The organism is Mesobacillus campisalis, assembly GCF_000986785.1.
GTDB lineage: Bacteria > Bacillota > Bacilli > Bacillales > Cytobacillaceae > Mesobacillus_B > Mesobacillus_B campisalis.
This window is the reverse complement of record NZ_LAYY01000007.1, coordinates 37778-51047: the sequence shown is the minus strand read 5'-3', so window position 1 is coordinate 51047 and position 13270 is coordinate 37778. Positions and strand designations below refer to the sequence as shown.

11 protein-coding genes and 1 pseudogene are annotated in these 13270 nt (G+C 45.4%); 5 read left to right on the top strand and 7 right to left on the bottom strand.

The features are described from left to right. Positions 1-50: 50 nt before the first annotated feature. Positions 51-653 (bottom strand): hypothetical protein, encoded by a 603-nt coding sequence (locus WQ57_RS07770; RefSeq protein ID WP_046523187.1) that lies wholly within the window; start codon positions 651-653, stop codon positions 51-53. Positions 654-828: 175 nt separating this feature from the next. Next, positions 829-1851, bottom strand: a complete 1023-nt coding sequence (locus WQ57_RS07765; RefSeq protein WP_046523186.1) for a C40 family peptidase — start codon at positions 1849-1851, stop codon at positions 829-831. Positions 1852-2372: 521 nt separating this feature from the next. On the opposite strand from WQ57_RS07765, the gene WQ57_RS07755 reads away from it, so the two are divergent. Further along, the gene (locus WQ57_RS07755) at positions 2373-3503 is read left to right on the top strand and encodes a TIGR04053 family radical SAM/SPASM domain-containing protein (RefSeq protein WP_420912388.1); all 1131 of its coding nucleotides are present in this window, start codon (positions 2373-2375) and stop codon (positions 3501-3503) included. Between the two features lie 145 nt (positions 3504-3648). Continuing rightward, positions 3649-3942, top strand: coding sequence for a HesB/YadR/YfhF family protein (locus WQ57_RS07750; protein WP_046523183.1), 294 nt, complete (start codon positions 3649-3651; stop codon positions 3940-3942). 120 nt (positions 3943-4062) lie between these two features. On the opposite strand, the gene selB is transcribed toward WQ57_RS07750, so the two are convergent. The 5 genes from selB to cspD all read right to left on the bottom strand — a co-directional run bounded on the left by selB (position 4063) and on the right by cspD (position 11512). Next, the gene (gene selB / locus WQ57_RS07745; RefSeq protein ID WP_084820209.1) at positions 4063-5946 is read right to left on the bottom strand and encodes a selenocysteine-specific translation elongation factor; all 1884 of its coding nucleotides are present in this window, start codon (positions 5944-5946) and stop codon (positions 4063-4065) included. 70 nt (positions 5947-6016) lie between these two features. After that, positions 6017-6823, bottom strand: a complete 807-nt coding sequence (locus tag WQ57_RS07740) for a pantothenate kinase (protein WP_046523182.1) — start codon at positions 6821-6823, stop codon at positions 6017-6019. Positions 6824-6869: 46 nt separating this feature from the next. Beyond that, positions 6870-10010 carry an AAA family ATPase gene (locus tag WQ57_RS07735; protein ID WP_046523181.1) on the bottom strand — a complete coding sequence of 1047 codons (3141 nt, stop codon included), beginning with the start codon at positions 10008-10010 and terminating at the stop codon, positions 6870-6872. 1 nt (position 10011) lies between these two features. After that, positions 10012-11151, bottom strand: a complete 1140-nt coding sequence (locus WQ57_RS07730) for an exonuclease SbcCD subunit D (protein WP_046523180.1) — start codon at positions 11149-11151, stop codon at positions 10012-10014. A gap of 160 nt (positions 11152-11311) precedes the next feature. Next, positions 11312-11512: a cold-shock protein CspD gene (gene cspD / locus WQ57_RS07725; protein ID WP_046523179.1), complete on the bottom strand. Its 201-nt coding sequence runs from the start codon at positions 11510-11512 to the stop codon at positions 11312-11314. Positions 11513-12408: 896 nt separating this feature from the next. On the opposite strand from cspD, the gene WQ57_RS26560 reads away from it, so the two are divergent. The 3 genes and pseudogenes from WQ57_RS26560 to WQ57_RS07710 all read left to right on the top strand — a co-directional run bounded on the left by WQ57_RS26560 (position 12409) and on the right by WQ57_RS07710 (position 13232). Then, positions 12409-12567 (top strand): hypothetical protein, encoded by a 159-nt coding sequence (locus WQ57_RS26560; protein WP_156183083.1) that lies wholly within the window; start codon positions 12409-12411, stop codon positions 12565-12567. 124 nt (positions 12568-12691) lie between these two features. Continuing rightward, a pseudogene (locus WQ57_RS26140) lies at positions 12692-12832 on the top strand (amino acid transporter); the annotation flags it as partial. Between the two features lie 82 nt (positions 12833-12914). After that, positions 12915-13232, top strand: a complete 318-nt coding sequence (locus WQ57_RS07710) for a hypothetical protein (RefSeq protein WP_046523176.1) — start codon at positions 12915-12917, stop codon at positions 13230-13232. Positions 13233-13270 lie beyond the last annotated feature (38 nt).

The following is a 13270-nucleotide window of genomic DNA, read 5'->3' as shown; positions in this document are numbered from 1 at the left end:
TTATTATTCAAGTTGAAGAAGATTCTTCCCAGGAATCATGCGTTTTAAACTTATTCGCCCCGCTTCTCTTTTACCACCGTTTCCATCGTAACACCACGGCTTTTCAGGCTTTCGATTACCGGTTCCATCTCATTGTATAGTTTGGGGGTTATGTCGAGTTCAACTTTGTCCTGGCCAAATGAAAAAATAAGCTTGTCTGCTTTCAGGGTGCCTCCATCCGAAGTATTTATCTGCGAAATCGTTGTCAGCTTCTCCCAAGGATACCTTTCCTCCTGCAATTGCCAAAGCTTATTATAATGAAAGCCGTTTTGATCCATGTAATAGTAATTGGTAAATGACAAATAGCTCATTCCGCCAAAGGCGGCTAAAGTCATGATTGAAGCTGCAGCAATAAGGATCCGGCTTTTTTTTCCATGTGTCCTGGATTTAACGAACACGAGCAAAATCATCACGATTGGAACTATCATTAAAGTTATGATAAAAGCCATAAAAGCAGAACGAGGCGTTTCAAAAAATAACTGGCTTTCCCTGATGAACAAAGTCTGCTGCAGGAGATTGACAATAAAAATCCCTGCGGGCAAAGCGGCAAAAAACATGACAATTGCCGCGGCAATTATATAAACTGAAAAACTGTCTGCATTGTGTTCTCTCACTACTTTTCCCCCTTTTCCTTCTGTATGTGTCACCCCTTTTATATCTATTCTCGTTCCCCTAAATATCCCCTTTTATTTTCCAATTCTATTTAAAGAACTTAAATGAAAATTTTAAAAAAAATGAAAAAACCTCCAAATAGGAGGTTTATAGGTTAGCAGATTTGGTTATAGTCTATTAAAATGTGGTTCTGCTTCCAAGATAGCGAGGCTTCCAGTAGGAATTGTTCATATCGCTGATTTCAACGCCTCGTGAAGATCCTGCATGGATGAACTTGTTGTCGCCAAGATAAATCCCTGCATGAGATGGGCCGGAAGTATATGTTTCAAAGAAAACCATATCGCCCACTCTTGGAGCTGAAACAGATTTGGTTGCAGACCAGATTGTTGCAACAGTCCGCGGGATGGAAATGCCCACCTTGTTGTATACGTATTGCAGATAGCCGCTGCAATCGAAACCAGATGGTGTGCTTCCTCCCCATACATAAGGAACACCGATATACTTTTTAGCCTCTGTTACGAGAGCATTTACTTTTGCCGAGCTGCTTGTCGCGGAAGCCGTTGTCACAGTTGCTGGAGCAGGTGCTGCAGCTTTTGCTGTTGCAGTTGTTGCTGTACCGGAAACCTTGAGAACTTGTCCAACAAGAATCAGATCGGATGTAAGGTTGTTTAGTGATTTTAATTGTGAAACCGATACATTATGGCGAACTGCAATTCCAGAAAGAGTGTCCCCGCTTACTACACGGTAAGTGCTTGTACTACTGGATGCAGGAGCAGAAGCCTGGGCTGCTGCAACGGTAACAGAGCCTGATACACGCAATGTCTGGCCGGGATGGATTACGTCGGATGATAAGCCATTCAAGCTTTTAAGCTGGCTGATCGACATGTTGTAGTTTCTTGAAATTCCCCATAAAGTATCGCCTGACTTCACAACATAAGTAGCACTTGAAGTGCTTTCAGAAGCTGTGCTTGCCTGTGCATTTGCCTGAGGTGCAGCTACTGTCAGTTTTTGATTGACATAGATAGTAGAAGAAGATAATTGATTCCAAGTCTTTAAGTTATTTACTGTTACATTATACGTGTTTGAAAGTCCCCATAAAGTATCTCCAGATTTAACAGTATGCACGGCGGCACTCGCTGATCCTAAAGATGTAAACAAAAGTCCTGCTGTCGCTGCCATCGTCACTAGCTGTTTTTTCATTATTGCATCTCCCTTAAATTTAATCACAAGATTATACTAAAGTTTCCTTTACATGTTTTGTACCCATAAAAAATGGTTAGTTGTCCAGGATTTTCCACATTCAACATTCTCACTTCCTAGGTAAAAAGAGCCAAATCCCTTGGTATATATAGGGTTTTGGCTCTTTTTTTTCATAAGATGGAAAGTATGTGTAACATTTCTGAAATAAAAGCTTAATGTTTTGTAATACATAATTTGGTTAAAAAGCATTCTTTTTTCCTCCATAACCAGTTTAAAGGAGGAAAAAAAATGATAGGATGTCAGTAAATTTCATGCTCTGTTAGATTTTTTGTAACATTCCCTCCATGTAATTGTAACAATCCTCCCGGGTATAGGAATGCATAAAATTTATAATTGGGTTATGAATGAAAAGAATGGACTCTTTTCAAGGCTGACTGTTTAAAGCCAGTAAAATTACGAAAAGTTTGGTGATGAAGATGCACGGACATGGACTTGGAAAAGGGATGGACGAAAAAAAGGGAATGCACCCAGGGATTATCAATTTTAATCACAATCCTTACATCGTTATTTGGGAAGTGACCAGGGCTTGCGAGCTTAAGTGTGTACATTGCCGCGCCGATGCCCAGGTAAAGCCGGATCCCCGCGAGTTGACTCATGAAGAAGGCCTGGACCTGATAGACCAGATTTATGATATGGGAAACCCTATGCTTGTGTTTACTGGCGGGGATTGCATGCTGCGTGAGGATCTCTTTGAGCTTGCCGATTATGCTGTCAAGAAAGGGATGAGGGTCTCCATGACCCCTAGTGCCACTCCCAATGTGACGATTGAGAAAATGGCAAGGGCAAAAGAAGTCGGGCTTTCCCGCTGGGGGTTCAGCATTGATGGTCCCAATGCAGCCATCCATGATCATTTTCGCGGTACTCCTGGAGCATTCGATCTCACGCTGGAGAAAATCGATTATCTTAATCAACTGAATATGCCGCTCCAAATCAATACTGTTATCTCCCGCTATAACTATGACCATCTTGAAGAGATGGTTAAACTTGTTACCGATATGAAAGCTGTTATGTGGTACATCTTTTTATTGGTTCCGACCGGACGGGGACAGATGGATGACTGCCTTACTCCTGCTGAGCATGAAAAAGTATTCCGCTGGCTTTATGAATTGAGCAAGACAGCGCCGTTTGATATCAAAACCACGGCTGCACAGCATTATCGCCGCGTCGTTTTCCAGCAAAAAGCCAGGGAACAAAAAGTGGACAAGAACGAGATCCGATATGAGGACACACTGACGAAGGATATGGCATCGGTGATCGACGGCCTGAAACGTGCGCCAAAAGGAGTGAATGACGGAAACGGATTTGCCTTTGTCTCTCATATTGGTGATGTCATGCCTAGCGGACTATTGCCAATTGTAGGCGGAAATGTGCGCGAAAGGCCGCTTGCGGAAATCTACCGTGAAGCAAAGGTATTCAGGGACCTTCGCCAGCCAGATCACTACAAAGGCAAATGCGGAATTTGCGAATTCCGCCACGTATGCGGCGGCTCTCGTTCCAGAACATATGCCGTTACAGGAGATTACATGAAAAGTGAGCCATTCTGCGTCTATATACCAGAAGCCATGCGAAAAAAGGAAGCCATCTTGCCCTGACAGAGATTGACCCGCTTCTTTCAAGCCTTTAAAGATAAAAGAAATATGACGCTTTCATGACAGCTCCTTTTGCTGTGATAAGAAGCACAGCGCCTGATGATCATGGTAGATTACAATATAGCTAACGAAAGGATGGTGCAACAATATGATTACAATCGATCAAAATGCATACAAATGGTTTGAAGCTGAGTTCCAGACCCAAAAACCGTTTTTCATCCGTCTTTATCCACAATATGCCGGTTTTGGCGAAAAGAATAAAGGCTACAGCCTCGCTTTCTCATTGGAGAACCCAAACATTGCAGCTACCAAACAGGAAATCAACGGAATAACCTTTTATGTTGAATCAAATGATACCTGGTTTTTTGATGAAACAGATGTCGATATTAAATTCTGCGACAACAAGCATGAAGTGTTTGCCAGTTACGCAGAAAAGCATTAAAACCTGACAGCCTCCGTACCCGGAGGCTTTTTTACTGTCATCTTGATTATAACAAGCTTCAATATATGTCAGCCCTCTTTTTCCATATAAAAACAGCGGACAATAGTGTCCGCTGTTCCTTTATATACGCCAAATTCGTTTATTTTCCACACGCTTTGTAAGCCCAAGTGAATCCAGCTTTTCCAAAAAGGGAATCATGTATTTCCTCGACAAGTCGACCGCTTGCTTCGCATCGCCAACTTCGAATTCAGCCGATGTACATTCCTTAAGCTTTGAAACAGCGTCATCAAAATTCACCTTGTGCCAATAATATTGGTTATCAAGCGGCATAATGATCCCCTGTTCTTCAAGGAACCTTTTCAATTCTATTGAAAGGTTATCGGGAATGCCCGTACTTTTGATATAGTCATCCAAATACCGAACCTTCAAGCCATCTTTCCTTAACTCGGCTATTAAATTTTCTATTCGCTTCTCCCAGTTTTTAGGGACGTGTGGCGTAAATCCGGCAGCTTTTACATACTGTTCTTTTCTGCTGAATATCTTATTCTTTATCCCGTTTTCTATTACAAAGTCCAGCAGATTCCTTGGGAAGGATTTCTCCAGCCCCTGAATGAGTTCCGCTTTGTTTAACCCCTGCCTCAAGGGATGTATCCGGTGGTAATCCTCAAGACGATCGGTGATATCATCTTCGATTGCCTCCGCCAGCTTCTTTAATGTATACTCTTTTCCACTGAAGTGCAAAAACTCATCCGACTTGAGTGTCGAAATCAGAGTTCCTTCGTCAAGAGCCGTCCTTTTGATCAGTTCTGCCAGAGTCAGGCTTTTCGCCTCGTATAGAGCAGCGGCTACCCGTTCCGATGGGGTTCCGACCTTCTTTTTCTCGAGCTCGGCTATCGTTTTTTCGCCGAACCGATACTTGTTCCCCCTCGGGTCAATTACCCAGCCGCCGCCAATCGTCTCTTGCGGGCTGGGCCTGCGAATGATGAACCGGTCGCCCCGTTTCGTGACAATTTCCTCATCCAGCCGCAGCTGGCAAAGAATTTCATCACTGTCGTCCTTTACGTCATTGCGGTCAAAAAAGACAATTCGGCCCATAACTTCTGCTGTGCCAATATGGCATTTGATCGGCGTCCTTTGTTTGACAAGGTGTTCAAGATCCTCGACTACCCGGATGGCAACATCTATTGTCCTTGTTACGATAAAATGCTCTGAAGATACAAGGACATCACCCCGTTCAATATCCTCCCTTGAAACCCCTGAAAGGTTGATTGCTGCCCTCTGTCCGGCAAATGCCGCTTGAGAGGGCTGGTGATGAACCTGCAGCTGCCTTGCTCTGACTTCAATCCCCTTCGGCATAACTTTAAGGAACTGGCCTTCTTCGACTTTCCCCTCATAAACAGTTCCCCTGACCACTGTTCCCTGTCCTTTGACCGTAAACACCTGGTCGACCGGCAGGCGAAAGGCTCCGCGGGAATCACGGAATTCTTGCTGTTTCAGCTTTTCAATGATCAAATTCTTCAACTCTTCAATCCCTTTACTGGAAAGGGAATCTACCATCATAAACGGAGAATCTTCGAACACCGTTCCCTTTAGTTCACTAAGGATATCATCCTTCACTAGGTCGATAAATTCTTCCTCGACACGGTCAATCTTGGTTATGGCGATAATGCCGGCCTTAATGCCAAGGAACCCCAGAATATCAAGATGCTCTCTTGTCTGAGGCATGACACCCTCATCTGCAGCAACGACCAGAACGACCAGGTCAATTCCGGCAACTCCGGCAATCATTTGGCGGATAAAGCGTTCATGACCTGGAACATCTATAACCGATATTTGAATTTCTTCATCCTCATATAATGGAGCAAACCCCAATTCAATGGAAATCTGCCTCTCTTTTTCTTCCTTTAGCCGGTCTGTATCAACATTCGTCAATGCTTTCGTAAGCGAAGTTTTTCCATGGTCGATATGACCAGCCATCCCAATTGTAAAATACCTTTTGCTCAAGATCGACACCCTCTTCTTTATCTCTTCGAGTACTACTGTACCTTGAATACCCCTTCAAGTTCAAGGTTCATTATGTGGACAAAATTGCCCCAAGGGCCCCGCTGTACTCCCCGTTCCGGAGAGTATGCGGATGAAGGCCAAGCATGCTGGAATACAGCTCCAATCCTGCCTGTAAAGGCTGATTGCCGGTTAGGGTGCTGCCTATATATACAATATCATCCGTCTGGTGGATTGCCGCAGTCTGCTTGCTGAGGAGGACGAGGTTCTCAGCAAGCATATTGATTGCCGCTGCCAGCCTGTCCCTATAAGAATGTCCGTTGCTGTATGCCGCCTTGGCAAAATTGCTGGCTGTTAAACTTCCGTCAATAGGCGGGGCTTCTTCATAAATGTCTTGCACCAGCAGATCCACCTTTCCCTTGTTCCCTGAAGACGCGAGGGTGACATACTCCGAAAATTCCTTTTGGCCCGCAAGCAAATTGGCCAGTCCCATGAACGTTCCACCGCCAAGGCCGCTGCCAAGCACGCGCTGATGCTGTTGGGCATCAACTAAATACCAAGAGGTGCCTGTACCAATATTTGCAATCAGGTATTTTTCCAACGCCGTTTCTCCTGACTGCTTAAGCAAAAATGCAGCACCTGAGCATACAGCGGTGAATTCCGGGACGATTTCGGCCTCCGGGAAATAGTGCTGACGAATAAAAAGAGCCTTTCCTCCTGTCAAGGAAACCTTTGCCCCCTGAGCCGCGATAGCCATCCAGGCCGCGGACTGTTTCAGCTGCCCAATTGGATACCATTTGTAATGGAAGCGGCCGCCTTCTTCAATCACGATTTTGATCAACGAACCTCCCGCATCTATTCCGAGCTTTTTCCTTGTCATTGAATCAGCCTCCATTCGTCCTGTCAGTCAATCTCCCGCCAGTCAATCAGCGGTTTAAAAAAATGAATTCCGCCTTGCTTCCCGTCTGGGTGGCCACAACCTCAAGCCTGGCATCAATCCTCTCCTTCAGTTCCGGAACATGGGAAATGATTCCAACAAGACGCCCGCTGCTTTGGATATCGATCAAAGTTTCGATTGCCTGATCAAGCGATTCCGGATCAAGGGTGCCAAAGCCTTCATCGATAAACATTGTCTCAAGAGATACTCCGCCGGCATAATTCTGTACCACATCTGCCAGGCCAAGCGCTAATGATAAGGCCGCCTTAAAGCTTTCTCCGCCAGAAAGGGTCTTGACATGCCTCTCCTGGCCGGTGTACTGGTCATATACAAGCAGCTCCAGCCCGCTCTGCACATTTCCTTTGGACCGGTCTTTTTTGCGCCGGAGCTGATAACGGCTGCTTGTCATTTTTGCGAGTCTTGCATTCGCCTCGGCAAGGATATCATCCAGGAAGGCAGCAAGGACATAGCGTTCAAAAGTAAGCCGGAATCTGTTCTGTCCCTTGGACATCTCATGGAGATGCCCAATCAGCTCATAGCGTTTCTCCAGGTCTTTTATGCTTGAATTTATGGCCTCAACGCTGGAAACGACCAGCTCATTGTCCCGCTTCATGATAAAAAGCTGCTGGTACTCTTCCTGGGCCGTTTGCAAATCACCTTCAAGTACCTGTAATGCCTGCTTGAGACTGTCCACGTCGGGTTTTTGCACATCTTTTAAGGTGTTAGACAATTCTTCCAGGCGGTCGGAAACCGACCTTAGTTCTTCTCTGTATAAGCGTACAGCATTCTCAAGTTCATCGATTTTCCCTTCCGGCCTTTTTGCCTGATGGTACTGTGAATAGGTTTCGAACCCTTGCCTCATCATAGACGATTTAAAACGTTCGCGTTCCCTTGACAGATCCTCCGACTTTTCCGCGCGATTTTTTTCAGCTATCTCCAGCCGCGTTTTTTCCTGTCCTAATTTTTCTTTGGAAGCCTGGTGCTGTTTCTGGGCAAATTCAAGCTGGCGCAAAAGTTCTTCCTGCCGGCTAACAGACAATGCATACTTCTGCTCAAAAGCCTGCCTGGATCTGAGGTTCTCCGGTATGCTTGCCGTCATCCTCTCAACCATGGTCCGTTTTTGCGTGTATTCGACGGTCAGCTTCTGAATCCGATCGTCAAGCTTCTTCTTGTTCTCTTGCAGCTCCGTTTTGATCTTCTCAAATTTGACGATCTCCTCTTTTATCACAGCGGCTCTCTTTGCCCTGTTCTTGTGCTCTCGCTGCTCCAAAATCAGGCTGGCCTGCTCCGCTTCCAAAGCTGCAAGATGATCTTGGAGAATCGCCGCTGAAAATCCCGGCTTACTCTTTTGGAGTTGGGCCTCAAGCTCTTCGGCGTTATCGATGATGGTCCTTAACGCTGTTTCCCCCTCAATGAGGATTTTATCTGCCTTCGCTCTTTCTTCCTCCAGCTGTGCGGCCTGTTCCCTTGCAGACTTTAAATCCTCCTGTGACGGAAGAAACCCTTCCCGGCTGGCAGCCGGACTTGGATGGCTGTGAGCCCCGCATACGGGACATGCCTCTCCATGTTCAAGTGTGCCTGCCAGTATGGCTGCCTGGGAATGAAGCCATGTTTGCTCAAGCTTTTGCACCAATTCTTTGGCGTCCAAAAATCTTGCCTCCGCTTTGGAAAGGGCTTCCCGGCGCTTTTCAACTTCCTGGCGCCCTCGCTTCATCCTTTCAAGGAAGGTTTCAAGCTTCTTAAGCTGTTCATGCTGTACCTCAAGCTTTTCTTGCTTCCTCTCCCCTTCAAGAATGGCAATCTGCGTCGTTTCCAATCCTTCTTTTTCGGTCTGCAGCTTCCTTAGCTCTTTATCCGCGTTCTCTTCAGCAAGTTCATTTTGTTCTTTTTCTTTCCGTGCGGCTTCCATTGTCCCTGCCAGCTTTTCAGCTTCCAGTTTCAGCCCGGCATAAGCCAGCACATCATCCTTGATATGCTCAAGTCGGCTTACCTCCTCGGCAGCCTGCTTTCTTTCAGACTCCCGGCTCAACTGTTTTTCAAGCTCTGCTTCACACTGTGTGAATTCCTCGTTTAGATGACTGATCTTCTCCGATAGATTTTTCAGCAAATCATCCAGCCGGTCCATATCCTGCTTAAGCCTATGGCAGATTTGTTCCTGGCTTTCAAGAAGGGCAGCCTTTTTGGCCTCTGTACTTTCTTTCTCCCTTGCTTCATACAGTGTTTTTTGGCTTTCGAGCTCCTCTTTTCTGGCCTGCAGCTTCTCCTTGCCCTCGAGCTGGCTGAGGAGAGCCTCTGCTTCAAACAGTTTTTGCTGCAGCTTGTCCCGTTCCTCCTGCTTCCTGGCACGTTCGTTCATCAATATTGAAAGCCTGGTTTCCATCGCGGCAATTTCCCCCATAATAAGAGGAATCATTAGAACATCATTGGTACTGCCGTTTTCCAAAAACTCCTTAAGTTCATCACTTTCAAATACATGGGCTTTTTGCAAAATGGAATGGCGTTCATCCATACGGGCTTTTAAATGCTTTTGCAGTTCAGCGGACTCTTCCTTGAGCTTTTCTTCAATCCGTTTATAAATCTCTGTGTGAAACAGGCGCTGCAGGATCACTTCTTTATCCTTGCTGTCCGAGGTCAGCAGTTTCCGGAATTCACCTTGCGGGATCATGAGGATTTGCCTGAACTGGTTGCTGTCGATAATCATGATCTCCTTGATTTTCTCATCCACATCCCGTACATTCGCTGCCAAAAGCTGCGGTTCACCATCAGGACCAAATTGGTATAATTCGGCCTTAGCATTGACTGTTGTAAACCCGTCGCCTCTTTCCTTTTTCTTTTCCTGCTGCGGCGACCTGGTAATTTTGTACGTTTTTTGGCGTAGAGCGAATTCCAGGCTTACTTCTGTAGGCAGGTCTTCTCTGGCGAATTGGCTGCGCAAGTCGGAACCACTCCGGTCCTCGCCGCTTGCCTTTCCATAAATCGCATAGGAAATACCATCAAAAATGGTGGTCTTTCCCGAACCTGTCTTTCCTGAAACCACAAACATCGTACGATTCCCAAGAATGGTAAAATCAATCGTTTCGGTCCCAGCATATGGCCCGAAAGCCTGAAGCGTTAATTTCAATGGTTTCATATCAGCCCTCCTCCCTAAGAACCTTATCAATAATTCCAGCCATGAGGTCCCTTTTTTCCTGGGAAAAGTCGGCGGTGGTCATTTCGCGGTAAAATTGTTCAAACAGTTCGATCTCTGATTTCTTTTCTTCCCTATAAGATGAAAACTGGCGGAGGTTTTTCTGGTCGATTGATTCTATCTTTCTATCAAGATGGAGAACATGAGGATACACCTGCCTCAGCTTCCCAATCGGATCAATGAGTGCCCCCTCATCCAATAGTGTCACTTTCAGGAAATCATCCGTTTTTTGTTTTGTATAAAATTGCGGATCCAAAAGCTGCTCCAGATAACCTTCCACTTCCCTCATATCCTGCCTAGGCTTTAGCGTGCGCTGCCTGATTTCAAAGTCCCCTGAATCCTGCATTTCGATAATGGAAACGGCTTTTCTCTGTTTTGCCTCTGAAAAGGAATACTTCATCAAGGAGCCCGAGTATTTGATTTTATCGTGTCGGATGGCATCGGGGCTATGCAGATGGCCCAAAGCCGTATAAGCGAAGGGAGCAAACAGTTCTGAACTTACGCAGTCGGATCCGCCAACGGACAGTGTCCTTTCGGATTCGCAGGTTTCTCCTCCCAAAACAAAGGCATGTCCAACCATAACATTCGGCACATTGTGATCCATGCTCTCTTCTATTCTGCCAATCACTGTTTTCATGGCATCCTGATGGGTATGAATGGAAGAATCGTCAAACATATGGCGGACAAATCCCGGTTCAGCATAAGGAACAAGATGGAAATGGACACCGTTTATATCAATTGGACGGCAATCTCTTGCAAGTTTACCATTCAGGTAAAAATGGCTGTGGCGATACCACGAGCTGCCAAATGACAGCCGCTCCGCACTATCATGGTTGCCCGCTATAGCCACTATCGGCGTATTAAGCTCCACATTGATTTTGAATAATACTTCATCCAGCAAGTCGACCGCATCTGTTGGCGGTACTGACCGGTCATAAAGGTCACCAGCTATGATAACGGCATCCGGCTGTTCCTCTGCAACCAGGTCTATAAACTGATTGAGGATGACCCGCTGCTCCTCCGTCATATAAATACCATGCACCAGCTTTCCAAGATGCCAGTCTCCTGTGTGTATAAATTTCATGGTTTCCCCCTCCGGCAAATATGTACCTGATGTTTTCCTATTATTATATCAAACAAACATTAGGTTCGCCCTTCCTCAAAATCAGGAAACAATCCGAATATCCTCTCACGCTGAACATATAAAAAGCCCAGCCATCGCGGCTGGGCTGAATCATTTTTTATTATAGTTTGACTACGTTTGAAGCCTGAGGTCCACGAGCTCCTTCAATAACTTCAAAGGAAACTTCCTGTCCTTCTTCCAAAGACTTGAAGCCTTCAGATTGGATGGCAGAGAAATGGACGAAAACATCGTTTCCATCTTCACCTTCAATGAACCCGAAACCTTTTTCCGCGTTGAACCATTTAACCTTACCGTTTTTCATTAAAAAAATCCTCCTAGATTGGCTAGAACTAGCACTGTTAAAATTGGCCAATTGCCGATACTCTAGTAATTGCGACTATCACAATAGGCTACAATAAATCTAACATAATTGTGAAATTTTGTCAAGAATGGGCGGTTTTATCTTTTCCAATAGAATTTTGCTCATGACGGGAAATCTACCCAAAATCCTTTGTAATCGGAAATGCAGATCGCAGTGCAAACCCCGCATCCTGTACAGCGGCCATTTAACTCGGGTAATCCGTTGTTCAATGTCAATGCCTTTTCCGGGCACGCCCGCAGGCAATAGTCGCAGCTAATTTTTTGAAAGGCAAGGCATGGCATTGTGACAGAATTTTTCATAACGGACGTATATGAAGCATATATTAAAAAACCCGGCAGACAGTTTTACTGTCTCCGGGAAATCTGTGGAGGCTCATGGCAGGTTGCGGAATGGGCTTTACCTTCTGCAGCTGCACCTACGCCTGTGGTCATCTCGATCATTTCGGTCGTTACGATCATCACGTGCACCTGCAACAAGGTCGCGTCTCAGGCAGCGTCGTACAGCACGGCAGAAATCATCACTTTCAATAAAGGCTCTGACTGGAACTCTGAAATCGTCATCGAAGATTCCAGCCACGTCGTTGTCATTCCTCCTGCGGTCACGTGCCCCAGCTACATTTGAACGCCTCGGATGATAAACATCTGAAGCGCCTGCAACAAAATCACGGTCTCTGTAGTTACCCATTTATTCTCCCTCCTTTTCTCTATTAATTCTTATTACACTGCATCATATTCGGCAGTGGTACAAGCAGGAAAGGCTCACGACTATCTTTTTAGAAAATGTGCTTCTATCATGCCATGCTGTTAATAGCAAAATTTTAAAAGGAGGAACCCTTCATGGTAGAAATCCTGATTGTCCTCGCTTTGCTTTTGTTCATTGTTTTTCTGAAGATGGGAATCACAGCCCATGTGAAAGGCGGAAGCAAGACATTATACTTCGTTCCCTCCGCTGCCAGCCTGCTTGGATTGATCCTTCTTCTCATAATTTTCTATTAAAGTTAAAGAAGGGGTCAGGCACCCTTTAGCTTGCTAAAGGGTGCCTGACCCCTAAGTGCTAAATCCCATGGCTTGGACATAAAATGTATAAGCCTAGCAGCCGTTGGGAGTGGGAAAGGTGAACATCAGCGTTCAGTTGTTGGCCAGTTATATTGTATTGGGAATAACGTTGGCTGCACCAATTGGTCCGGTAAATTCGGCACGTCTCGAGAAGGGAATAAAAAATGGATTTTGGCACGCCTGGGTCGTGGGCACTGGTTCAATGATTTTACCATCAGGAATAAATCCTGCTGCGGATGACCATTCTATTGGTAAACAATGGGTTCATTACTTTGAGGAGTGCTTTTATGACAATCTATGTATACCAAACATTTGAAATTAAACAGGATAGCTTTAAAGAAGCGCTGGAGAACTTGGGCAAACTGCAAAAATTCCGTAATGAACAGTATGACCACAAAGTCGAATTACTTTCACCTGTCACCGGACAGGACCATACATACGCTCTGCTGTCTACCTATGATGGGTTGGCGGAAATGGAACTTCAGGACAAAAAGATGTTTGATGATGAAGAATACATTAAACTGATAGGCGACTTTTTCCTGAAAGATATTGTCCAGGGCAGCATGCGAACACAGATATTAAGGTCGATAAACGGAAAGGGCTAGGAAGCCAGGCAACAATCACGGTAAACATCCGGCGGCAG